The organism is Rhizobium sp. CBN3, from assembly GCF_030518245.1.
Classification (GTDB): Bacteria; Pseudomonadota; Alphaproteobacteria; order Rhizobiales; family Rhizobiaceae; genus Rhizobium; species Rhizobium aethiopicum_A.
Genome location: NZ_JAULSE010000015.1, coordinates 120,018 through 143,003 on the forward strand (window position 1 = coordinate 120,018; position 22,986 = coordinate 143,003).

The 22,986-nt window shown below is 60.8% G+C and carries 17 protein-coding genes; 12 read left to right on the plus strand and 5 right to left on the minus strand.

The features are described 5' to 3' along the window. The first annotated feature begins 146 nt into the window (after positions 1-146). Entirely contained in the window at positions 147-1,982 is a 1,836-nt protein-coding gene (locus QWJ46_RS21860; protein WP_302753818.1) for an aminopeptidase P family protein, read from the plus strand. Positions 1,983-2,048: 66 nt separating this feature from the next. Here QWJ46_RS21860 and QWJ46_RS21865 read toward each other — a convergent pair whose 3' ends face one another. Both QWJ46_RS21865 and QWJ46_RS21870 read right to left on the minus strand, forming a co-directional pair. Further along, positions 2,049-2,357 (minus strand): AzlD family protein, encoded by a 309-nt coding sequence (locus tag QWJ46_RS21865; protein ID WP_064803774.1) that lies wholly within the window; start codon positions 2,355-2,357, stop codon positions 2,049-2,051. A gap of 3 nt (positions 2,358-2,360) precedes the next feature. Next, positions 2,361-3,092 carry an AzlC family ABC transporter permease gene (locus QWJ46_RS21870; RefSeq protein WP_184460460.1) on the minus strand — a complete coding sequence of 244 codons (732 nt, stop codon included), beginning with the start codon at positions 3,090-3,092 and terminating at the stop codon, positions 2,361-2,363. 131 nt (positions 3,093-3,223) lie between these two features. Between QWJ46_RS21870 and QWJ46_RS21875 the strand changes: the two genes are divergently transcribed. Then, positions 3,224-3,487, plus strand: coding sequence for a DUF2164 domain-containing protein (locus tag QWJ46_RS21875; protein WP_302753820.1), 264 nt, complete (start codon positions 3,224-3,226; stop codon positions 3,485-3,487). A gap of 14 nt (positions 3,488-3,501) precedes the next feature. Here QWJ46_RS21875 and QWJ46_RS21880 read toward each other — a convergent pair whose 3' ends face one another. Then, positions 3,502-4,167, minus strand: coding sequence for a dihydrofolate reductase family protein (locus QWJ46_RS21880; protein ID WP_302753822.1), 666 nt, complete (start codon positions 4,165-4,167; stop codon positions 3,502-3,504). 230 nt (positions 4,168-4,397) lie between these two features. Here QWJ46_RS21880 and QWJ46_RS21885 point away from each other — a divergent pair, with 230 nt between their 5' ends. Continuing rightward, positions 4,398-5,990 (plus strand): hypothetical protein, encoded by a 1,593-nt coding sequence (locus tag QWJ46_RS21885; RefSeq protein WP_302753824.1) that lies wholly within the window; start codon positions 4,398-4,400, stop codon positions 5,988-5,990. 15 nt (positions 5,991-6,005) lie between these two features. Here QWJ46_RS21885 and pncA read toward each other — a convergent pair whose 3' ends face one another. Continuing rightward, complete coding sequence (gene pncA / locus QWJ46_RS21890) at positions 6,006-6,632, minus strand: bifunctional nicotinamidase/pyrazinamidase (protein ID WP_302753826.1); 627 nt, start codon at positions 6,630-6,632, stop codon at positions 6,006-6,008. A gap of 366 nt (positions 6,633-6,998) precedes the next feature. On the opposite strand from pncA, the gene QWJ46_RS21895 reads away from it, so the two are divergent. Beyond that, complete coding sequence (locus QWJ46_RS21895) at positions 6,999-7,346, plus strand: hypothetical protein (RefSeq protein WP_302753828.1); 348 nt, start codon at positions 6,999-7,001, stop codon at positions 7,344-7,346. A gap of 27 nt (positions 7,347-7,373) precedes the next feature. Here QWJ46_RS21895 and QWJ46_RS21900 read toward each other — a convergent pair whose 3' ends face one another. Then, positions 7,374-9,851 (minus strand): ATP-dependent helicase, encoded by a 2,478-nt coding sequence (locus QWJ46_RS21900; protein ID WP_302753830.1) that lies wholly within the window; start codon positions 9,849-9,851, stop codon positions 7,374-7,376. 190 nt (positions 9,852-10,041) lie between these two features. On the opposite strand from QWJ46_RS21900, the gene QWJ46_RS21905 reads away from it, so the two are divergent. From QWJ46_RS21905 to QWJ46_RS21940, 8 genes are all read left to right on the plus strand, one after another. Beyond that, the gene (locus QWJ46_RS21905) at positions 10,042-10,518 is read left to right on the plus strand and encodes a VOC family protein (protein ID WP_184460467.1); all 477 of its coding nucleotides are present in this window, start codon (positions 10,042-10,044) and stop codon (positions 10,516-10,518) included. Positions 10,519-10,925: 407 nt separating this feature from the next. Further along, positions 10,926-12,869 (plus strand): PrkA family serine protein kinase, encoded by a 1,944-nt coding sequence (locus tag QWJ46_RS21910; protein ID WP_064803761.1) that lies wholly within the window; start codon positions 10,926-10,928, stop codon positions 12,867-12,869. 12 nt (positions 12,870-12,881) lie between these two features. Further along, the gene (locus QWJ46_RS21915) at positions 12,882-14,156 is read left to right on the plus strand and encodes a YeaH/YhbH family protein (protein WP_184460468.1); all 1,275 of its coding nucleotides are present in this window, start codon (positions 12,882-12,884) and stop codon (positions 14,154-14,156) included. Continuing rightward, positions 14,153-15,703, plus strand: a complete 1,551-nt coding sequence (locus QWJ46_RS21920) for a SpoVR family protein (RefSeq protein ID WP_184460469.1) — start codon at positions 14,153-14,155, stop codon at positions 15,701-15,703. Before QWJ46_RS21915 ends, QWJ46_RS21920 begins: the two co-directional genes overlap by 4 nt. Positions 15,704-15,907: 204 nt before the next feature. Continuing rightward, the gene (locus QWJ46_RS21925; RefSeq protein WP_302753835.1) at positions 15,908-16,822 is read left to right on the plus strand and encodes an adenylate/guanylate cyclase domain-containing protein; all 915 of its coding nucleotides are present in this window, start codon (positions 15,908-15,910) and stop codon (positions 16,820-16,822) included. Positions 16,823-17,089: 267 nt separating this feature from the next. Then, a complete protein-coding gene (locus tag QWJ46_RS21930; RefSeq protein ID WP_302753837.1) occupies positions 17,090-18,295 on the plus strand; it encodes an efflux RND transporter periplasmic adaptor subunit in 1,206 nt (401 codons plus the stop codon). Further along, the gene (locus tag QWJ46_RS21935; RefSeq protein ID WP_302753839.1) at positions 18,292-21,447 is read left to right on the plus strand and encodes an efflux RND transporter permease subunit; all 3,156 of its coding nucleotides are present in this window, start codon (positions 18,292-18,294) and stop codon (positions 21,445-21,447) included. The genes QWJ46_RS21930 and QWJ46_RS21935 overlap by 4 nt, the downstream gene beginning before the upstream one ends. Positions 21,448-21,715: 268 nt before the next feature. Next, entirely contained in the window at positions 21,716-22,714 is a 999-nt protein-coding gene (locus QWJ46_RS21940) for a flagellin (protein WP_302753841.1), read from the plus strand. Positions 22,715-22,986: the final 272 nt, after the last annotated feature.

Genomic DNA, 22,986 nt, shown 5'->3' on the forward strand with positions numbered 1-22,986 from the left:
CTTTTAGCGTCACAGTTCTGTCAAAATGCCGAGCGTCTGCAGTGACTTCGACTCGTTTCGTCGCTTTTTCTCCCCATCGATTGAAATTTCGCTAACATGACTGCATCCCATTAACCGGATTCGTTTCAACCATTCGGATTTCCAGCATGTTCCAGTCTTTCGAGGTCACCTCCACGCCGCAGTTCGGCAAGGATCGGGTTTCGGCGTTGCGCGCCGGATTCGATGCGCTCGGCATAGATGCCTTCCTCGTGCCGCGTGCCGACGAATTCAACGGCGAATATGTTCCCGCATGCTCCGAGCGCCTGGCATGGCTGACGGGCTTCACCGGCTCGGCGGGCATTGCGCTGATCCTGCGGACGCAGGCGATCGTCTTCGTCGACGGGCGCTATGTGACGCAGCTGGCCGAACAAGTTGACGGCTCGGTATTCTCGGTTGGCGATCTCGTCAACGAGCCGCCGCATGTCTGGCTTGCCGCAAACGGAAGCAAGGGGCTGAGGCTCGGCATCGATCCCTGGCTGCACGCGGGCGCGGAGGTACGGCGCCTGGAAAAAGCACTGGCGCAGATCGGCGGGACGTTGGTCTTCCTGCCGTACAATCCGCTCGACCGGTTGTGGAGCGATCGGCCGGCCGAGCCGCTCGGCGCCGTCACCATCCAGAATGTCGCCCAGGCCGGCGTGCTGGCGAACGATAAGATTGCGACGATTGCTGCCGATCTTTCGAAGAAAAACCTGGCTGCGGTGCTGATCGCCGATCCCTCGTCGGTTGCCTGGATCTTCAATATCCGCGGTGCCGACGTGCCGCACACGCCGCATCCGCTGGCGCGCGCCATCATCCATACCGACGGACGGGCCGAACTCTTCCTCGACAAGCGCAAGACAGGCATCGAGCCCGAGGCCTATCTCGGGCAGATCTGCACGCAGCTGCCGCCTTCGGCGCTCGAAGAGAGGCTCGCTGCCGTTTCCAGGGATGGCGGCCGCGTGCTGATCGACGCTGATATCGCCTCACATGCGCTGGCGGAGATCGTCCGCCGGGCTGGCGGTGAAGTGGTGGAGGGCGCCGATCCCGCCAAGCTGCCGCGCGCGGTGAAAAACGACGTCGAAATCAACGGCTCGGCCGCTGCACATCTGCAGGACGGGGCGGCGATGGTGGAATTCCTTTATTGGCTGTCGCAGGAGAAACCAGGCAGCGTCAGCGAGATCGCCGCTGCCGAACATCTGGAGGCTGTGCGCGCCCGTGTCGGCCAGAGCATGCAGAACCCGCTGAAGGATATTTCCTTCGATACGATCTCCGGCGCCGGCGAACACGCGGCGATCATGCATTATCGTGTCACGACCGAGACCAACCGGATGATCGAGGCGGGTGAACTCTTCCTGATCGATTCCGGTGCGCAATATATCAACGGCACGACCGACATTACCCGCACGGTCGGGATTGGTACGGTGTCAGAGGAGCATCGCCGTTTCTTCACGATGGTGCTCAAGGGAATGATCCAGATCAGCACGGCACGTTTCCCCAGGGGTACACGCGGCTGCGACCTCGATCCGCTGGCGCGGATCGCGCTGTGGCGGGCAGGCGCCGATTTTGCCCATGGCACAGGCCATGGAGTCGGCTCCTATCTCTCTGTGCATGAGGGACCGCAGCGCATCTCCAGGCTTTCGACGCAGGAGCTGCTGCCCGGCATGATCCTCTCGAACGAGCCAGGTTATTACCGGCCGGGCAGCTTCGGCATCCGTATCGAGAACCTGATCTATGTGCGTGGCGCCGAGGAGATCGACGGCGGCGACATGCCGATGCTCGGCTTCGAGACGTTGACCTTTTGCCCGATCGACCGCAGCCTCGTCATTCCCGAGCTGCTGACCCATGATGAGCTGCATTGGTTCAACGACTATCACCGCCGCACATGCGAGGCGCTGATGCCGTTGATCCATGACCACGACGTCAAGGCGTGGCTCGAAAACGCGACGCTGCCGCTCGAATATTAGGCAAGAGGCGGCGGAGCACTGTCTTCGGGCCGCAAGGTCGCGCAACTTTCAGGCGCAAGGCAGGGCTCAGGCGCCGATCGTGTAGCGCCATGCCATCACGACAACCCAGGCGGCAACCAGCATCCATGTATGGGAAATGCGCAGGCCGACGAAGAGCGCAACGATCAGTGCCAGTTTCGATTCCCAGCCGCCGATGAAGAAGGCAGGTGCGACAAGAGTCGTCAGCACGGCGGCCGGCACGGCATTCAGCGCCGCTTCCACGCGCGGCGGAATGCTCTTCATTCGGGTGATGAGGATATAGCCGCCGATGCGGGTGGCGAAGGTGGCGACTGCTGCGGCGAGGATGACGAGCGCCATGTGGAGATCGAATTCCATGGCTCAAACCTCGTGCACTTCGGATTGAAGGGCGTCGGCTTCGAGATCCGGCACCTCGCGCGGCAGCGGCAGCAGGGCAGCCAGCACGATGCCGGCGGCCGCACCTAGGCTGACATGCCAGGGCGAGCCGACATAACGGTAGGCGAGCACTGATGCCACCGCGCTGACGAGCGCCACCGGCAGGAAATTGTCGCGCTTGCGGAAACCGAGGACGATGCCGAGGAAATAGGCCGGCAACAGGATATCGAGGCCGATCGCCTTGGGATCGCCGATGAAGCCGCCGAGCATGCCGCCGGCGACGCTGATCAGCACCCAGGGGATGTAGATGATGATGCCGAAGCCGAGGTACCACGCGAAGGTAAGCGGCTTGCCGGCTTCGCCGCGCTTGACCGCCGCGGCAAATTGCGGATCGACGAGCAGGAAGAAGGTGAAGAATTTCTGCACCGAGGTGAAATGGCCGATGTAGCCCGCTAAGGCCGCGGAATAGAGCACGTGGCGGAAATTGACGGCGAGGATCGACAGCACGATCAGCCAGGCATGGACCTTGTGGCCGAAGAGTTCGATGCCGACCATCTGGCTGGCACCGGCATAGACCGTGGCGCTCATGAAGGCGGCCTCGGAAAGCGACATGCCGTTTTCAACCGCCAGCGCTCCGAACAGCGCGCCGAAGGGCGCCGATGCCAGCGCAACGGCCGAGCCGCCCCGCAAACCTTCAACAAAGTCGGCGCGATTCATGTGGGTGTCCTGTTGGAAATTCAGGTTTTCCTTATGGGCTATGGTCTTCCGCGGCAATTGAATTTCGTTGATTGACCAATCGATTTCGCTGAAGCATCAAAGCCTGACTGCATCCGGCCGAAGGGACTCCCATGAAGAAGATTGAATTTTCGAAGGAGGCGAAGGCGATCATCGTTTCCAGTATTCGCCGCTATTTCGAGACGGAGCTCGACCAGCCGATCGGCGCGCTGCCGGCCGAGTTCCTGCTCGACTTTTTCGCCGAGGAGATCGGTGCCCATTATTACAATCAAGGCCTTCGCGATGCACACGCAGCCCTTCTGCGAAAGATGGAGGACCTGGCGGAGGACATCTATCTCATGGAGCGCGACGAGAAGAACAAGAGCGTTGGGCCGTAAACGGGTAGCGGCGTTTAGCCCTCGCGGTTCATTCGCTCCCGGCGGGCGATTTCGGCTTGCGAAGGTTCCTGCATTCCAAAGGTGCCGGTTTTGACCTCGCCCGCACGCTCGTAGACGCTCATGATGACACCGGTCGTGGATACTGCATTTGCCGTGAGCTTCAGCGCCTGCGGTTTAGCGCCATCGGCGAACAGGCGCTTGCCGGGGCCAAGAATAAGCGGGAAGGTCAGAAGCCGGAGTTCGTCGATCAGGTCGTGCGCCAGCAAGGTCTGCAGCAGGCCACTGCTGCCCTGCGTTAGAAGATCTGGGCCATCCTCCTGCTTCAACCGGGCGATTTCGGCCGCAGCGTCGCCATGAAGCGCGACGGAATTTTCCCAGGCGAGCGGCTGGGTGGAGGTGGTCGCGACATATTTGGTCGCGGCATTGAAGACCTTTCCAATCGGGTCGTCTTGGCCGACGAAGGGCCAGTGGGCTGCGAAGATCTCGTAGGTCTTGCGGCCAAGCAGCAATGCGAAGGGATTGCTGAAGATCCCGCCCATGAACTGGCCCATCGGCTCGTCCCAGTAATTGACGGTCCAGCCGCCAAGGCTGAAGCCGCCGGTCGGATCCTCCTGCGGCGCGCCCGGCGCCTGCATGACGCCGTCCAGGCTTATGAAGGCTGCGGTCACAAGCTTTCTCATTCTCATCTCCCATGGTTGTTGTGTTCAGAACCAAGAACGGACCAAGCTGGGTTCAGCCGACATGGACGGGGAAATTTTTGTGCCATCGCAGCCGCCGCCGTCGGCGCTCGACGGTGGCACTCGCGACGGCGGAGAAGCGCCCCAAAGCTCAATCGGACCGAACGTTTTTAACACCAAATTATCGGGACACCGGTATCGTCGCGACATTTTCCGTCACCGGGTTGTGTCAATTGGCTGTGATTGTCTCTGATATCGATGAACGCCGATCAACCGTGCTTCGCAAAGCGTCGATCTTTCTGCTGTGGTTTGCGCTAGCGTCTGCGCTTTGCTGGTTCGAAGCGGTATGGCGTGACGAGGTTCGCGCCTTGTCGCTCGCTCTTCAGGGCGAAAGTTTCATCGATATGCTTCGCCAGATGCATGGCGAAGGTCATCCTGCTCTCTGGTATATCCTGCTGCGCGCCGCTCATGTCGTGGTCGGCTCACCCGTCGTCCTGAAGATCGTCGCGCTGACGGTCGCGACGGTCTCGGCCTACCTCCTTGTTTTCCGGCTGAAACTGCCCCTTCGCATCATGCTGCTGTCGCTGTTCTGCAGCTTTTCGGTTTTCGACTACGCCGCAATGTCGCGAAATTACGGCATCAGCATGCTGGTGGTCTTCCTTATCGTCCTGAATTGGGAGAAAGGCCTCCGCAATGGGATATTGCTTGGCCTGCTGTTCGCCTTGCTGGCCAATACCAATGTCCATTCGGTGGTCCTCGTCGGCGGTTTCCTCGCCTATTGGTTTTTCGATCTGGTTCTGGCGCGGCCAAGACCCCCTTTGAGCGCATATCGGGCCCTAGTGACAGCCGCTGCCATTGCCGCCGTCGGCATTGTTCTCTGCGTCATGACGGTCTATCCGACCTTCAATGATGCGGGGCAGAACGATCTTGCGGGCAAGAATTTCGCTTTGTTTGTCCTTTCTGCCTTTACCGCGGCCAGTTCCTATTTCATGGCGTTCTACCCCGACCGGATCCTTGAACTGGTCGTGGCTGATCCATTGTTCGCCCGGATATTCGCGTTGCTCATGGCTGTGCTCATCTATGGCAGCCTGTTGGGGCTGGCGAACCGGCGACCGGCGATGTTCGCAGCAGCACTGGTTCTCCTCGGGCTTTCCCTGCTTTTTACGCTCGTTTACCCAGGTAGCTACAGACATCAGGCGCTGTGGCTGGTCTTCATGATCGCAATCACCGCTTTGACCCAGCCGCCTCGGGCCGGCCCCGCCGATGTCGCCGGCACCGAAACTGCCGGCGTCGGCGTGAAGATCGGGCGTCTGTGCTTCATAATATTGCTCGCGCTGCAGGTCGCTTCCGGCATCGAGAGGGTCCATCAATTCCTTTTCACCGACATGCCGCTCAGCCGAGCCCGGGATCTCGGCTCGTTCATTCAATCTCGTCCTGATCTCAAGGATGCGATCATCATGGCGGACCCCGATTATCTCGTGGAAGCCTTGCCCTATTACATCTCCAATCGCACCTATCTTCTAAGGGAGGAACGGTTCGGTGCCATTGTGCACTATACCAGCAAAGCGCGGCTGTCTCTCAGCCTTGCCGACATTCTGCAGACGGCGCGGCAACTGCAGCAGAGCGAGCATGCTCCCGTCGTCGTTCTTCTCTCACAGCGGCTTGACCGGATTGCCGCACCGGTCTCATTGCGCGAAAGTTACAATTGGCTGCTATCCCTGATGCCAGAGGACATTTCGGCATTCCGGAGCGAGACGACCCTCGTCAAGCGCTTCGGCCCCGTTGCCGGCAGCGATGAGACATTCGACGCCTATTTGCTGAAATAGCCGGCGATCGCAAGCTCATTGGTGCAAGGCATCTGCGCTTTTAATCACAGCGATGCCATGCGCCCGCATCTCATCGATGGCGGCGGCAACACCTTCGGGGGTAATGCCGCGACTGGCATCCTCGATGAAGCGCACGCGCACACCAGGCATCATCTCGAGCGCGTCGAGCGCCGAGAACTTGACACAGTAATCGGTCGCCAGCCCGCAGACGTCGAGATCGGTGACACCCTGTTCCTGGAGAAAATTGGAAAGACCGGTCGAAGCATCCCGGTCATTGTCGCGGAACGCCGAATAGCTGTCGATTCTGGGATCCTCGCCCTTCTGCTGGATCAGGTCGATCTCTTCGGACTTCAGTTCCGGATGCAGTTCGGCGTCGGGCGTACCCTGGATACAGTGGTCGGGCCACATCATCTGTGGCTTGCCGGCCAATTCGCCCATCTCGAAGGGGGTGGCACCCGGATGGGCGGAGGCGAAGCTGCCGTGGCCGGGCGGATGCCAGTCCTGCGAGGCGACGATCAGATCGTATCTGCCGCTGTCGATCAGCCGGTTTGCGACGGGAACCACCTTGTCGCCGTCCGGCACCGGCAGATTGCCGCCCGGACAAAAGCCGTTCTGGATATCGACGAGCAGCAGCGCTTTCATCAAGGCCAATCCCTTCGCGTTATTGCAATGCAAATGCCAAATGCACCGAACACACCACTAGTGGATTTCCCAGCGCGGGTGCGCAAGTGTTAATTCTAGTACCTCCGGTAGTGGCTGGTCGAAAAAGCATACGCTAATGCAACCATGGATATTTGATCGCAGTGACTCTCCTCTCGAAACGGCGGGAAGGCGAAGGTTTTACACTGCGGGATCTCCCCGGCAGAGCCTCATTTTTCCCGTGTCAGCCTTCATCGGTTTGCCGGCTGAGGCGCTGCAGCGCCTTCTTCGACGGCAACGTCCGCTCAACCTTGCCCGCCGCCGCGATTTCTGCCTTTCTTGGCTCATCAGCAAATCGAGATTGAAGCCATGTCCGATCCTCAAGCAGATGAAAAGATCGATGCGACATTCCGCAATGGCTCGCTGACGGCGACCGGGATCATTCTTGGTTTCTCCCTCAATTTCATCAGTCTCTGGGTCTCCAATCCCAATGACTGGAGCCGCATCGATCTGCTGCCGATGTCGTTCCTGACTGTCGGTATCGCCGTTCAGGTGAAGGTGTTTGCCGATCTGCTCGCGCGCGACTCCCTGCTCGCCGCAAAATACGACCGGGCTCGGCGACTGTTCCTGATCGGGCTGTCGATCGTCGCCGCCGGAATGGGGATCGCCCTGCTGAACGATATTCTCGGGCTCAGCAGTATGCGGATGTTCGGGTAAGGGTTCCCACGCGGTATAACCGCAAAATCACACGCGCTCGACGAACCCGTCCAGCACCCGCTTCTGGCCGGCGCGATCGAAATCGATCGTCAGCTTGTTGCCTTCGATGCCGGTGATGTTGCCGTTGCCGAACTTCAAGTGGAATACGCGGTCGCCGAGAGTGAAGCGCGATGGTTCCGACGATGTCGATTTCGCCACCAGTTCGCCGTCTATCATGCGCCCCTTCGGGCCGCTTTCGCCGTAACCGATGCGTTCGACGGCGTGGCCGGAGCGGGTGCCCCAATTGTCGCGGGTAGCATCGGTCTTGTTGGCTTGGGCGCGCTTCCAGCCGGGAGTCGAATAGGAATTGGCGAAGGGTTCGGCCTTGTCGAAGCGGGACTGGCCGTAGCCGCCGCGGCCGTAACCGCCGTAGCTCTGTTCCATCTCGGCGACCTCGACATGGGTCTCCGGCAGTTCGTCCAGGAAACGCGAGGGCAGGGTCGATTGCCAGAGACCGTGGATGCGGCGGTTGGAGACGAACCAGATGTGGCAGCGGCGTTTGGCGCGGGTGATGCCGACATAGGCGAGGCGGCGTTCCTCCTCCAGGCCGGCGCGGCCGCTTTCATCGAGCGAGCGCTGATGCGGAAAAAGGCCTTCCTCCCAGCCGGGCAGGAAAACGGTGTTGAATTCCAGGCCCTTGGCCGAATGCAGCGTCATGATCGAGACTGCGTCGAGGTTCTCGTTGGTCTCGGCATCCATGACGAGGGAAACGTGCTCGAGGAAGCCGCGCATCGACTCGAAGCTTTCCATCGAGCGGATGAGTTCCTTCAAGTTTTCCAAGCGGCCCGGAGCTTCGGCGCTCTTGTCGTTCTTCCACATGTCGGTATAGCCGGACTCTTCGAGGATCTGCTCGGCAAGTTCGGTATGTGGCGTGTTTTCAAGCAGTTCCTGCCACCGGCGGAAAGATTGAATCACGTCGAAGAGGGCTTTTCGCGCCTTCGGCTTCAGTTCGTCCGTCTCGATGATGTCGGCGGCGGCCGCCAGCATCGGGATGTCGCGGGCGCGCGCATAATCGTGCAGCGCGCGCACCGTCGTGTCGCCGAGGCCGCGCTTCGGCGTGTTGATGATACGTTCGAAGGCGAGGTCGTCGGCCGGCTGCGCCACCAGGCGGAAATAGGCCAGGGCATCGCGGATTTCGAGGCGCTCATAGAAGCGCGGGCCGCCGATGACGCGGTAATTGAGGCCGAGGGTGACGAAGCGGTCTTCGAATTCGCGCATTTGGAAGGAGGCACGCACGAGGATCGCCATGTCGTTCAGCAGATGTTTGTTGCGCTGGAGTTGCTCGATCTCCTCGCCGATGGCACGGGCTTCCTCTTCCGAATCCCAGGAGGCGTGGACCTGGACCTTGACGTCGTCGGGATCGGCGCGGTCGGTGAACAACGTCTTGCCCAGGCGGCCTTCATTGTGGGCGATCAGGTGGGCGGCCGCGCCGAGGATATGTTCGGTCGAACGGTAGTTGCGCTCCAGCTTGATGACTTTGGCGCCGGGGAAATCCTTCTCGAAGCGAAGAATATTGTCGACCTCCGCGCCGCGCCACCCATAGATCGACTGGTCGTCGTCACCGACGCAGCAGACATTCTGCGGCTCGCCCTTGGCGCGCTGGGCAAGAAGCCTCAGCCACATATATTGGGCGGTGTTGGTATCCTGATATTCGTCGACGAGGATATAGCGGAAGCGGCCGTGATATTCCTTCAGGAGATCCGGATTCTTGCGGAAGATCGCGATCGGATGCATCAGCAGGTCGCCGAAATCGCAAGCGTTCAGCGTCGTCAGGCGCGCCTGATAGGCGAAATAGAGATCGCGCCCACGGCCGTTGGCGAAGGCGCGGGCATCGCCCTCGGGGATATCGGCGGGGCCGAGGCCCTTGTTCTTCCAGGTGTCGATCATGCCGGCGAATTGCTTGGCCGGCCAGCGCTTGTCGTCGAGGCCTTCGGCCTGGATCAGCTGCTTGATCAGGCGCACGACATCGTCGGTGTCGAGAATGGTGAAACCGGAGCTCAGGCCGACGAGTTCGCCATGGCGGCGCAGGAGCTTGACGCCGATCGAGTGGAAGGTGCCGAGCCAGGGCATGCCTTCGACGGCGCCGCCGACGAGCAGGGCGATGCGCTCCTTCATCTCGCGCGCGGCCTTGTTGGTAAAGGTGACGGCCAGGATCTGCGAAGGGAAGGCGCGGCCGGTATTGAGGATATGGGCGATGCGGGTCGTCAGCACGCGCGTCTTTCCGGTGCCGGCGCCGGCGAGCACGAGGACGGGGCCTTCCAGCGTTTCGACGGCTTCGGTCTGTTCCGGGTTCAATCCGGCGAGATAATCCGGCCGCTTGCCGCCGTCACGCGCCGCCATGGCGCGGGCGGCGATGCCGCCGCCGGCGGCCGGCCTTCCGGCAGTTGCGACAGACGGCTGCGGCTTACGCGCCACTTCGCCCGGCTCCTCGTCGAAGAAGGGAATATCGTCGAAACTATTGCTCATGGCGCGTAATGTAGTGATTCGGGAAGGAAAGGCCAGAAAAGATGTTCCGCTTTCATTCCCGAACCGCCGCTATTGCGGGGGTGTGGGCGGCGAAAAAAATCCGATCGCAGCCTGTCGGAACCGGCGTCGACCAGACGTCCTCGAAGCATCGGACAGAAGTCCGGGATACTCGCCAACAAGGAGGCTGTCCATGCCCAAGGTCATTTCAAATCTCTGGTTCGCGGAGCAGGCACGCGAAGCCGTCGAATTCTACGTGTCGATCATTCCGGATTCCAGGATCGGCCGCACCACCATACTTCCGGCGGAAACGCCGAGCGGCCCTCCCGGCAGCGTCGAACTGATCGAGTTCACGCTTGGCGACCAAGCCTTCCTGGCGATGAAGGCCGGTCCGCTCGACAGCTTCAACCATTCCTTTTCGATCGCGATCCTTCTGGAAAGCCAGGCGGAGATCGATCGGATATGGGATGCCTTCCTCGCCAATGGCGGCACGCCGGAGGCCTGCGGCTGGCTGAAGGACCGCTGGGGTCTTTCCTGGCAGATCGTCCCGCGCGCTCTCTCCGAGATGATCGCCGACGAAGATCGCGAGCGGGCAAGGCGCGTCACCGAAGTCATGCTCGGCATGGTCAAGATCGATGTGGTTGCGCTGGAGAAGGCGTTCAACGGCTAAAAGTGCCGGGAAGCGATGATTCGGAATATACCGGGCGGGTGGTGACATTCGTCCGGTTCCATGCTGCGGGAGCGCGCTGGCTGCCCCGCTGTCAGAGCCGGCTTGCTCTCACCGTCGGCCGATCGCCGATTTCCCACGGCTCGAATCACGGGCGCCATTGCACACCTTTTTGACATTCATGTCACGTCGCTAAATGTGCTGATATCGCGATGACCCTTTTCTCAACTACAATGGGAAACAGTTTCGCGGAGTAAAAAAATTACCGGTGCATGCACAATTTTGTGCATTGCTACAAACGGCCGGTGAGCGTCGAATATACCTACGAAACTATTGATTCTTAGGAACGCCGTGGCCATCTCGATGGTTATACGGCTTAGAGCCTGCGGCATAACCTTAATGGAGGTCCCATGCTGAGTGAATCCGTATTCGATGCGTTCACACGCAGTTATGAAGCGCGCCGCGAAAGCGACATGTCGGTTTCTGAATATCTCGATCTCTGCAAAACCGAGCCGATCGCCTATGCCAACGCGACCGAGCGTCTGCTCGCTGCAATAGGCGAACCGCAGATGGTGGATACCGCCAAGGACGCGCGCCTCGGCAGAATCTTCATGAACAGGACCATCCGGGTTTATCCCGCCTTTGCGGGCTTTCACGGCATGGAAGAGACAATCGAACGCATCGTCTCCTTCTTTCGGCATGCGGCGCAGGGGCTCGAGGAGCGCAAGCAGATTCTTTATCTGCTCGGTCCGGTCGGCGGCGGCAAGTCGTCGCTGGCGGAGCGGCTGAAGCAGTTGATGGAGGTTCATCCGATCTACGTGCTGAAGGCCGGTGACGAGATCAGCCCCGTGTTCGAAAGCCCGCTCAACCTCTTCGACCCGGAGACGATGGGTTCGCTCCTGCAGGAGCAGTATGGGATCCCGCTGCGGCGTCTGAACGGATTGATGAGCCCGTGGTGCCTGAAGCGGCTCGACGACTTCGGAGGCGACATTTCCCGATTCCGCGTCGTCAGGATACAACCCTCGCGATTGCGCCAGATCGCAATTGCCAAGACCGAGCCTGGAGATGAGAACAACCAGGACATCTCCTCGTTGGTCGGCAAGGTGGATATCCGCAAGCTGGAAACCTATTCTCAGAACGATCCGGACGCCTACAGCTATTCGGGCGGACTGAACCGCGCCAATCAGGGCGTGCTCGAATTCGTCGAGATGTTCAAGGCGCCGATCAAGATGCTGCATCCGCTGCTGACGGCAACGCAGGAGGGCAATTATATCGGCTCCGAGAATATCGGCGCCATACCTTTCTCCGGCATCGTCCTTGCGCATTCGAACGAGGCGGAGTGGCAGACCTTCAAGGCCAACAAGAACAATGAGGCCTTCATCGACCGCATCTGCGTGATCAAGGTGCCCTATTGCCTGAGGGTGACAGAGGAACAGAAGATCTACGAAAAGCTGATCGAGGGATCGGAACTGGTGGATGCACCATGCGCCCCGGCAACGCTCGAAATGCTGGCGCGTTTCTCCGTCCTCTCGCGCCTGCGCAAACACGAGAATTCGACCTTCTTCTCGAAGATGCGCACCTATGACGGGGAGAGCCTGAAGGAAAGCGATCCGCGCGCCCGCAGTGTCCAGGAATACCGGGATGCTGCCGGCATCGACGAAGGCATGGACGGGATATCGACCCGCTTCGCCTTCAAAGTGCTCGCCTCCACCTTCAATCACGACACCACGGATATCGGCGCCGATCCCGTCCATCTGATGTATGTGCTGGAACAGGCGATCCGTCGCGAGCAGTTTTCCGACGACGTCGAGAAGCGCTATCTGGAATTCATCAAGGCCGATCTTGCGCCACGCTACGCAGAGTTCATTGGCAACGAGATTCAGAAGGCCTATCTTGAATCCTATTCGGACTACGGACAGAATCTGTTCGACCGTTATGTAGATTATGCCGACGCCTGGATCGAAGATGTGGACTTCAAGGATCCCGATACTGGTCAGCTTCTCGACCGCGAGCTCCTCAACCAGGAGCTGACGAAGATCGAAAAGCCGGCGGGAATCGCCAATCCGAAGGATTTCCGCAACGAAATCGTCAAGTTCTCGCTGAGATCGCGGGCAGCCAATGGCGGAAAAAATCCGTCATGGACGAGCTACGAGAAAATCCGGGAAGTCATCGAGAAGCGTATGTTCTCGCAGGTCGAAGATCTCTTGCCGGTTATTTCCTTCGGGTCGAAGAAGGATTCGGAAACAGAAAAGAAGCATAGCGAATTCGTCTCGCGCATGGCCGCGCGAGGTTACACGGAACGGCAGGTTCGGCGCCTCGTCGAATGGTACATGCGCGTCAAACAGGCAAGTTAATGCGGAGCCATTATGCACATTGTCGACCGGCGGCTAAATCCGCGCGGTAAAAGTCTGGAAAATCGTCAGCGGTTCCTTCGACGCATGAAGGGAGCCGTGCAGCAGGCGGTGAAACGTTCGCTGCAAAATCGAAACATTCGAGACGTGCTCGACGGCGGGGAGATCAGCCTGCCGATCGATGGAATGGCCGAACCAAGCTTTCGACGGGGCGAAGGCGGCATCGCCGACCACATCCTGCCCGGGAACCGGGCCTTCGTCGAAGGGGACATCATACCGCGGCCGCCGGGTGGGAAGGGTGGAAAACCAAAAGATGCAGGCGAGGGCGACGGTGAGGACGGTTTCCGCTTCGTGCTGACGCGGGAGGAATTCCTCGATGTGTTCCTCGATGACCTTGAATTGCCAGACCTTGCCAAGCGGCGTCTAGCCGAAACGGAGGAGGAAACTCCGTTCCGGGCCGGTTATTCCGTATCGGGATCCCCCGCCAACATTGCCGTCGGCCGCACCACGAAGCTGGCGATGATGCGCCGCGTTGCGCTTGGCCGCCCGCGCCGCGAAGAAATCGAGGCCCTGCAGCGGCAGATCGAGGAATGCGAGGACGACGAGAGTCGCCTGGCGCTTGAGGCAAAACTCAAATCCCTGACGGAAAAAAGCCGGCGCATTCCCTATATCGATCCGCTCGACGTGCGCTATCGCCGCTTCGAAAACGAGCCGAAACCTGTCGCCAAAGCGGTGATGTTCTGCCTGATGGACGTCTCGGGCTCGATGTCGGAGCACATGAAGGACCTTGCGAAGCGATTCTACCTGCTGCTCTACCTTTTTCTGTCGAAACGCTACAAGAAAGTGGAAATCGTCTTCATCCGCCATACTGACAGGGCAGAGGAGGTCGACGAGGAAACCTTCTTCTACGGTCCGGCGACGGGCGGCACGCTGGTGTCGAGCGCGCTTGCCGCCATGCGGGCGATCATCGCGGCGCGTTTCGATCCGGCGGAGTGGAATATCTATGGCGCCCAGGCCTCGGACGGCGACAACGCCCATTCGGATGGAAATCTGACCGGGCAATTGCTGCGCGAGATTTTGCCGCTGTGCCAGTATTTCGCCTATATCGAGGTCGGCGAGGAAGGCGGCGATTCCTCGGTATCGCGATCGCCCCTCTGGATGCTCTATGACGGGATCCGTTCCGAACCGCTGCCGCTTTCGATGCGCAAGGTCTGCCGGCGAAGCGAAATATTCCCTGTTTTCCACGATCTCTTCCAGAAACGTGAGGCACAGTCGAAGGTGACGCCATGACCATGACGGTGAGGCCAAGAGAGCGGCTCTTGTTCGAAGGAGCCGACTGGGACTTTGCAACGCTGCAGCGCGTCCACGATGCGTGCGAGGAAATCGCGCTCGGCGAGCTCGGTCTCGATGTCTATCCGAACCAGATCGAAGTCATCACCTCGGAGCAGATGCTGGATGCCTATTCCTCGACCGGCATGCCGCTGTTTTACCGCCATTGGTCCTTCGGAAAACACTTTGCGCACCATGAAACCTTCTACCGCCGCGGGATGCGCGACCTTGCCTACGAGATCGTCATCAACAGCTCTCCCTGCATCTCCTATCTGATGGAGGAAAACACGGCGACGATGCAGACGCTCGTCATCGCCCATGCGGCCTTCGGCCATAATCACTTCTTCAAGAACAATTATCTCTTCAAGCTCTGGACCGATGCCGAGGGAATTCTCGATTACCTTGATTTCGCCAAGGGTTATATCACCCGCTGCGAAGAGCGTTACGGCGAGACGGCTGTCGAAAGAACGCTCGATGCGGCGCATGCGCTGATGTCGCATGGAGTGCATCGGTATGCCGGCAAGACCACCATCGACCTTCGCCAGGAGGAGAAGCGGGAACAGGAGCGTCGCGCCCACGAGGAGCAGATGTTCAACGACCTGTGGCGCACGGTTCCCGTCGGCAAGGCGAAGAAGGCGGGTGATATAGGCTTGGAAAAGCGGCGCGCCGCGCTCGGCCTTCCGCAGGATAACATCCTCTATTTTCTCGAGAAATCCGCGCCGCGACTGCAGCCGTGGCAGCGCGAGATCCTTCGCATCGTCCGCCACGTCGCTCAATATTTCCATCCCCAGCGGCAGACCAAGGTGATGAATGAGGGAACCGCCACCTTTGTCCATTATCAGATCATGAACCGGCTTCACGAGCGGGGGCAGATCAGCGACGGGAACTTCCTCGAATTCCTGAAGTCCCACGCCAATGTCGTCTTCCAGCCAAACTACGACGATCGGCGGTTCTCGGGCTTCAATCCCTATGCGCTTGGTTTTGCGATGATGCAGGACATCGAGAGGATCGTCACGAAACCGACGGAAGAGGACCGGGCATGGTTTCCCGATATTGCGGGACGAGGCGACGCGATGGGGGTTCTGCGCGACGTTTGGGCAAATTACCGGGACGAAAGTTTCATCAGCCAGTTCCTAAGCCCGAACCTGATCCGGCGGTTGCGGCTGTTCCATCTCTACGACGACCCGGAACAGACCGAAGGTGTGCTGGTTTCGGCAATTCACAATGAGCGCGGTTATTTGCGCATTCGCCGCCAGCTCTCCCGCGAATACGATATCGGCTGGACCGATCCGGCCATCGATATCGTCGATGTCGATCTCGCCGGCGACCGCCGCCTGTTGCTGCAGCATATCGTCATGAACGGCTGCTATCTGCAGGAAGGTGACACGAAGCTCGTCCTGCAACATCTCGCCGATCTTTGGGGCTACGACGTGTTGCTTCAGGAAATCGACGGCTCGAGCACCGTGGCGAAGGAACATGCGGCGAGCCCGCGCAAGATTGTTCAATGATCGATTTTTTTCGGCGCGCGGGCTTAAGCGCGTCGTATGCGTCCATCCTTTTGCCCGCATCCGGTGGCGATCGGCAATTATTGATGGCAACAAATACAAAGGCTGCGTAATTTACCGCCGCTGCAATCGTTCATATTGGTCCCCATTCAACCCAATTCCACCTTTGCAGCGACCTTTCGGGGCCGATAGCAAAGGCGAGTGACCATGAGTGAAACGCGGCGGAAGCTGACGACGATCTTCTGTGCTGACGTGCAGGACTATACACGGCTGATGGGGGCCGACGAGGAAGGGACGCTTGCGACGCTGAAGCGCTGCCGCGAGGCGATGGGACACCTGATCGAAAGCCATGGCGGCCGTGTCGTCAACACCTGGGGCGACGGGTTGATCGCCGAGTTCCCGAGTGTCGTCGAAGCCGTGCGCGCCGCCGTCGATACCCAGAACGAACTTGCCGGCTTCAATGCCCGCCGTCCAAGCGACGGGCGCATGCTTTTCCGCATCGGCATCAATCTCGGCGACGTCATCGTCGAGGGCGGTGACATCTATGGCGACGGTGTCAATATCGCCGCGCGGCTGCAGGCCTCGGCCGCCCCCGGCGGCATCGTGATATCGAGCACAGTTTACGATCAGGTGCGCAACAAGGTAGCTGTTGGTTTCGAGTTTCTCGGGCCGCTGACGGTGAAGAACGTCGACGAGGGCGTGCCGAGCTATGCGGTCAGGATCGGCGACGGAGGCGAGGAGGCGCAGCCTGCGGAACGACCCGCCTCTGTTCGGCCCCAGCCGGCAGCTCCGGTCACGGCCGAGGCAAGACCGGCTGCCGGCTACGGCCGAAGGCTGTTCAGCGTGCTCGGCGTCATCGCCGCCGTACTCGTCGGCATCAATCTCCTCACATGGCACGGAGTTTTCTGGGCTCGCTTCCCGCTGCTTGCGCTCGTCATCATTGCAGCGCTTGCCTGGACTCGTGACCAGGCGCTTTTCGACCGCAGGATGGTGACACTCGCGATCACGGCGCTCGGCATTATCGGCATCAACGCTCTCACCTGGAGTGGAACCTTCTGGGCGGTTTGGCCAATACTGGGGATCGCAGCGATGGTCGGCCTGCGATGGGCGATACGCCGATAGAGTTCCGCCCCTCAGTTTTTATGGGTTTTGAGCGATCTTCGTCCATAGACCGGCAGCATCGAAGACCTTTGCGAGCTCCATTCAAGCAAAAGTGAGCGCCCGGATTATTTCCATTCTTCGCTGATATTACAAATCGGTAATGCCGGCCGCTTATGCTTGTCGGTAAGCTGTAAACGCGCGATATTGTCGCATCAGATGGGAAGCTTGATCCCGCAGCGCCTCTTTCGACCGACCCTGGTCCAACCTCGAGTCCCTCCGGAGACGTGAATGGCCTTTTGGAAGCAGTTTATACTTTCGCTCATCGTCATCATTGCCGGTTTTGCCGCGTGGGTTTTCTTTGCGCCCGGTGCCGGCGATAAGATGCGCGATGCAGGCATTCCGGATAGCCTCGTTTCCATGATTGCACCTAAAGCTCCTGAAACAGCCGATGCCGGTGCTTCCGCCGGGGCGCAGGGGCAGCAGCGCGGCCAAGGGCAGGGACAGAACCGCCGCAGCGGCGGCGGGCGCAACAGCGTCGTTCTTGTCGCGACGCAGGCCGTCGTTCAAGGCGTCGTCAACGACCGGCTGAACGCCATCGGTACAGGCGATGCGATCCGTTCCGTCGCGGTGACGCCGCAGGCCACGGGAACGATCCGCGAAATCCTCATCAAATCCGGCGACAGGGTGAAGGCCGGGCAGGTACTCGCCAAGCTCGACAGCGAGGAGCAGGTGATCGCGCGCGGCCAGGCGGATGTGGCGCTGAAGGCGGCGGTCGAGAAGTCCAATCTCTACCACAACATCAAGTCCAGCGTGTCGCGCATGGACGTCTTCGATTCCGAGATCGCCGAGCAGGGCGCGCGGCTGCAGCTGCAGGCCGCCGAGCTCAATCTCGCCCGGCGCAACATCACGGCGCCGATCGACGGCATTGTCGGCATCGTGCCGGTCAATATCGGCGACAATGTCACGACATCAACGCCGATCGTCACCCTGGACGATCGTTCGGAAATCCTCGTCGACTTCTGGGTGCCGGAGCGTTTTTCCAATACGGTTGCGGTCGACCAGCCGGTGGAGGCGATGTCGGTGGCAAAGCCCGGGCAGGTGTTTTCGGGCGTGATCGAGGCGGTCGACAACCGTATCGACGCGGCAAGCCGCACGCTGCGCCTGCGCGCCCGGATTGACAACTCTTCCGACGAGCTGCGCGCCGGCATGTCCTTCGGCGTCAGCATGAAATTCCCCGGCGACAAATATCCGGCGGTCGATCCGCAGTCCGTGCAGTGGGATTCGCAAGGATCCTTCGTGTGGCAGGTGACTGACGACAAGTCGCACAAGGTGCGGGTGAGCATCGTGCAGCGCAATCCCGATTTCATTCTCGTCAAAGCCGACCTCAAGGACGGCGACAAGATCGTGACGCAGGGCCTGCAGCGCGTGCGTGAGGGCGGGGCGGTGCGTGTCAGTGCCGATGTCGCCGCGAACGGGGAGGTCGCGACCCAATGAGCGTGACCGAACTGCCTCAGGACCGAGCGTCGGGCAAGCAGAGCTTCACCGCGCTTTTCGTTCGCCGGCCGATCCTGGCGCTGGTGTTCAACACGCTGATGGTCGTCGCCGGTCTTGCGGCCTATGTCGGTGTCGAGGTGCGGGAGCTGCCTGATGTCGACCGTCCCGTCGTCACCGTGCGCACCACTTTCGACGGCGCTTCGCCGCAGACGATCGACCAGGAACTGACCAAGGTGATCGAAGGCGCGGTCGCTCGCGTCAGCGGCCTGAAGTCGATCTCCTCGACCTCTTCCTTCGGCCAGAGCCGGGTGACGCTCGAATTCTCCGATGCGATCGATCTCGCGGTCGCCGCCAACGACGTGCGCGATGCGATCGGCCGCATCACCCAGAACCTGCCCGACGAGGCGGATGCGCCGCAGATCGTCAAGGCGGATTCGGATTCGTCGGCGATCATGCGCCTTGCCGTCACCTCCACCAAGCTCAACATGGACGACCTGACGCAGCTCGTCGAGAACGAGGTGATCGATCGCCTCGCCTCCGTCGATGGCGTCGCCGACGTCGAGGAATATGGCGACCAAGAGAAGGTCTTCCGCGTCGATGTCGACCAGGGCGCGCTCGCCAGCCGCGGGCTCACCATCGGCGACTTGACCAAGGCGCTCGACAATGCCGCGCTCGACGTTCCGGCCGGTTCGCTGAAGAGCACGACGCAGGATATCGTCGTGCGCGCCACTGCCAACCTGCAGACGCCGGCGGATTTCTCCAATGTGATGTTGCAGGACCGCGTCCGGCTCGGCGACGTCGCCACGGTGACGCTCGGGCCGCGCGACGGCGAAACGGCGCTGCGCTCGAACGGCAAGCCCGGTATCGGCCTCGGCATCATCCGCCAGGCGCAGTCGAATACGCTGAATATCTCGACCGGCATCAAGGCCGCCGTCGAGCAGCTGTCGAAGACGCTGCCCGAGGGAACGACCATCGCCATCACCAGCGACGATGCCGTCTTCATTCAAGGCGCAATCCATGAGGTGGTGCTGGCGCTGGTGCTCGCCGCCGTCATCGTCACCGCCGTCATCTATCTCTTCCTGCGCGACTGGCGGGCGACACTGATCCCGGCGGTCAGCATGCCGGTGGCGCTAATCGGGACATTGGCTGCCATCTATCTGGTCGGCTTCTCGATCAACATTCTGACGCTGCTCGCCATCGTGCTGGCCACCGGCCTCGTCGTCGACGACGCGATCGTGGTGCTCGAAAACATCGTGCGCCGGCGCGCCGAGGGCATGGGACCGCGCGCGGCCGCCGTGCTCGGCACGCGCGAGGTGTTCTTCGCCGTCATCGCCACGACCGCGACGCTGGCGGCCGTTTTCATCCCGCTCTCCTTCCTGCCGGGGCAGGTCGGCGGTCTCTTCCGTGAATTCGGCTTCGTGCTCGCCTTTTCGGTCGGGCTGTCGTCGATCGTGGCGCTGACATTGTGCCCGATGCTCGCTTCGCGCATGCTGACGAAGCCGATGATCGAGGATCACGGTGCGCTCGGCCGCGTCGGCGGGGCTTTCGCCAGCCTCTACAAATGGGCGCTGCACGGCTGCCTCAACGCGCCATTCGTCGTTATCCTCTTTTCGGTGATCTTCGCCGGTGCCGCGCTCGTCGCCTTCTCGACGGTCAAAAGCGAGCTGACGCCGGAAGAGGACCGATCGATGGTGATGATGCGGCTGACGACGCCGCAGGGATCGAGCCTCGAATATACCCGCGACAAGATGCAGCGCGTCGAGGAATATCTGCAGCCGCTGGTCGACAGCGGCGACGTCCGCAACGTCTTCTCGATCTCCGGCCAGGGCGGTTCGCTGAACAGCGGCTTCATGGTGCTGACGCTCGCTCCCTGGGGAGAGCGGCAGAGGACGCAGGCGGAGATCGTCGGCGACATCAACCAGGCGGCGGCGAAGGTGCCGGCGCTGCGCGGCAACGCCATCTCTTCCAACAGTCTGCGCATCCGCGGCGCCGGCAGCGGCGTCCAGATGGCGCTTGTCGGCAACGATCATGAGGCGCTGACGGCGGCGGCTGCCAAGCTGGTGCAGGCGCTCGACGCCACCGGCCAATATGATACGCCGCGGCTGACCAACGAGCCCAGCCAGGCGCAGGTATCGGTGGCGATCGACCGCGAGCGCGCCTCGGATCTCGGCATCGACATCACCGGACTTTCGACGGCGATCCAGTCGCTGCTCGAAGGGCGTTCGGTGGTCGACGTCTTCGTCGACGGTGAATCCTATCCCGTGCTTTTGACTTCGACTACGCGGCCGATCGACGACCCCACGGATCTCGAAAACGTGTTCCTGAAAACCGGCGACGGCAAGATCGTGCCGATGTCGGTGATCGCCTCGATGAAGGAAGGTTCGGTCGCGCCGCAGCTGAACCGCGAGCAGCAGCTCGCCTCTATCGCGATTACCGCCGGTCTCAAGAACGGCATGTCGCTCGGCGATGCGGTGAAACAGGTGACTGCGCTCGCCGAGCCGATCTTGCCGCCCGGCGCGCGTCTGCTGCCGCTCGCGGAAGCCGCGACTTTGGAAGAGAATTCGAACGGCATGGCGCTGACCTTCGGCTTCGCCATCGTCATCATCTTCCTGGTCCTCGCCGCCCAGTTCGAAAGCGTGCTCTCCTCGGTGATCATCATGTCGACGGTGCCGCTCGGCCTTGCCTGCGCCGTCTTCGCTTTGATCGTCACCGGTTCCAGCCTGAACATCTACAGCCAGATCGGCCTGGTGCTGCTTGTCGGCGTCATGGCGAAGAACGGCATCCTGATCGTCGAATTCGCCAATCAGCTGCGGGACAGGGGTGAGGACGTGCGCTCCTCGATCGAAAAGGCCTGCTCGCTGCGCCTTCGCCCGGTGATGATGACGATGATCGCCACCATTCTCGGCGGCGTGCCGCTGGTCTTTGCCCATGGCGCGGGTGCGGAAGCGCGCGTGGCGCTCGGCTGGGTGATCGTCGGCGGCCTCGGTTTTGCGACGCTGGTGACGCTGTTCATCACGCCGGTCGCCTACCTCCTGCTTGCCCGCTTCGCCAAGCCGCATGCCCATGAAGAGGCGCGCCTGCACGAGGAGATGTCGGTCGCGACGAGGCCGCGCGCCGCACCCGACGAGGAGCAGTTGCAGGCCGCCGAGTAAGCCTTGCATCCACATTGAACGCGCTGCCGGATTCCCATTCGGCTGCGTTTCTTATGGTGTATGAAGTCTTGCGGAATAAGATAAATTTCTTCTGAAGATTAGCCGTTTTTTAAGCATAAGCGGCAATGATCGTGGCCAGGAACCGACTGGCCTTCTTCGTTTCTTGAAGGCAATGCGCTGGAGACCCAGCGACCCCGGACATGAGCGTCTGTGCGGAAGGTTCATCCCTGTTCAGTTGCGTTCTGTTGTGTTTTTGGAGTCTAGTTCCGTGAGTATTTATCAGCGCGTCTCCGTTGATGCGGCGCTCTATGTGCTGCGTGATATCAATCGCAATATGACGGTCACGCAGAACCACATCACGACAGGCATGCGTGTCGCCAAAGCGGCCGACAATGCCGTCTATTGGTCGATCGCCACCACCGCGCGCACCGACAACAAGGCCATTTCGGCGGTCCAGGATGCACTCGGCATGGCGGCTGCGACGATGGGCACGGCCTATACCGGTGTCCAGAACGTCATCGACGTCGTCTCGGAGATCAAGGCCAAGCTCGTCGCCGCCACCGAGGACGGTGTCGACAAGAACAAGATCAACGAAGAGCTCAAGCAGCTGCAGGAGCAACTGCGCAGCGTTTCGGAATCGGCGACCTTCAATAGCGACAACTGGGTGATCCTCAACAATGATGCCACGCCGACGCAGCCGCGCCAGATCCCGGCGTCCTTCATCCGCAATGCCGACGGCACCGTGTCTGTGGGCATGCTGAGCTACCATATCGACAACACGCCTGTCGGTGCCACGACCTCCAAGGATGCGCGCTACCTGATCGACGACCGGGCCACCGGCTCGGGCGAATACGGCGTGCTGACCTCGTCCTATTTCGCCACCGAACTCGGGACCGCGCAGAATTACGTGCTGATGACCAGCAAAAACGGCACCACGGCGGGCCAGGTCGTCATTTCGCTCTCGTCAACGACGACGGAAGGGCAGATCGGCCAGATGATCAGCGTCGTCGACGCGGCGCTGACGCAGCTGACGACGGTCGGCTCGGCCTTCGGCGCGCTGGAAAAACGAATCGAGCTGCAGAACGACTTCGCAACCCAGCTGCACGACAACATCACCGCCGGCATCGGCCGGCTCGTCGATGCCGATATGGAGGAGGAGTCGAGCAGGCTCAGGGCGCTGCAGACGCAACAGCAGCTCGGCCTGCAATCGTTGAACATCGCCAATGCGACTTACGATACGGTCAGGCAGCTGTTCCAGAATTTCTGAAAGTTGATTATCCAGCCACCCGCCCTCGTGGTTCGAGACGGCCCCTTGGGCCTCCTCACCATGAGGGCTATTTGTTGTGCCCTCCGCTGCGTCTTCCGTTGGTAATCCGCGACTTCTCCCCCGCCTCATCCTTGTACGTTGCCGTTGGTGTATAAACGGGTTGCGCGACGGGGATGCGTGTCATCCTTGGGTTTCGAACTCGTACCTCAGCGAGCATCTCCGTCGCCATGTCTTCGCTCGAACGGTTGATTGGGCTTCGAGCCCGCGTTGCA

Bases quoted from the DNA above. Each gene is read 5' to 3' on its own strand.
- QWJ46_RS21860 (WP_302753818.1), top strand. From the start codon at position 147: ATGTTCCAGTCTTTCGAGGTCACCTCCACGCCGCAGTTCGGCAAGGAT.
- QWJ46_RS21865 (WP_064803774.1), bottom strand. From the start codon at position 2,357: ATGGAATTCGATCTCCACATGGCGCTCGTCATCCTCGCCGCAGCAGTC.
- QWJ46_RS21870 (WP_184460460.1), bottom strand. From the start codon at position 3,092: ATGAATCGCGCCGACTTTGTTGAAGGTTTGCGGGGCGGCTCGGCCGTT.
- QWJ46_RS21875 (WP_302753820.1), top strand. From the start codon at position 3,224: ATGAAGAAGATTGAATTTTCGAAGGAGGCGAAGGCGATCATCGTTTCC.
- QWJ46_RS21880 (WP_302753822.1), bottom strand. From the start codon at position 4,167: ATGAGAAAGCTTGTGACCGCAGCCTTCATAAGCCTGGACGGCGTCATG.
- pncA (WP_302753826.1), bottom strand. From the start codon at position 6,632: ATGAAAGCGCTGCTGCTCGTCGATATCCAGAACGGCTTTTGTCCGGGC.
- QWJ46_RS21895 (WP_302753828.1), top strand. From the start codon at position 6,999: ATGTCCGATCCTCAAGCAGATGAAAAGATCGATGCGACATTCCGCAAT.
- QWJ46_RS21900 (WP_302753830.1), bottom strand. From the start codon at position 9,851: ATGAGCAATAGTTTCGACGATATTCCCTTCTTCGACGAGGAGCCGGGC.
- QWJ46_RS21905 (WP_184460467.1), top strand. From the start codon at position 10,042: ATGCCCAAGGTCATTTCAAATCTCTGGTTCGCGGAGCAGGCACGCGAA.
- QWJ46_RS21910 (WP_064803761.1), top strand. From the start codon at position 10,926: ATGCTGAGTGAATCCGTATTCGATGCGTTCACACGCAGTTATGAAGCG.
- QWJ46_RS21915 (WP_184460468.1), top strand. From the start codon at position 12,882: ATGCACATTGTCGACCGGCGGCTAAATCCGCGCGGTAAAAGTCTGGAA.
- QWJ46_RS21920 (WP_184460469.1), top strand. From the start codon at position 14,153: ATGACCATGACGGTGAGGCCAAGAGAGCGGCTCTTGTTCGAAGGAGCC.
- QWJ46_RS21925 (WP_302753835.1), top strand. From the start codon at position 15,908: ATGAGTGAAACGCGGCGGAAGCTGACGACGATCTTCTGTGCTGACGTG.
- QWJ46_RS21930 (WP_302753837.1), top strand. From the start codon at position 17,090: ATGGCCTTTTGGAAGCAGTTTATACTTTCGCTCATCGTCATCATTGCC.
- QWJ46_RS21935 (WP_302753839.1), top strand. From the start codon at position 18,292: ATGAGCGTGACCGAACTGCCTCAGGACCGAGCGTCGGGCAAGCAGAGC.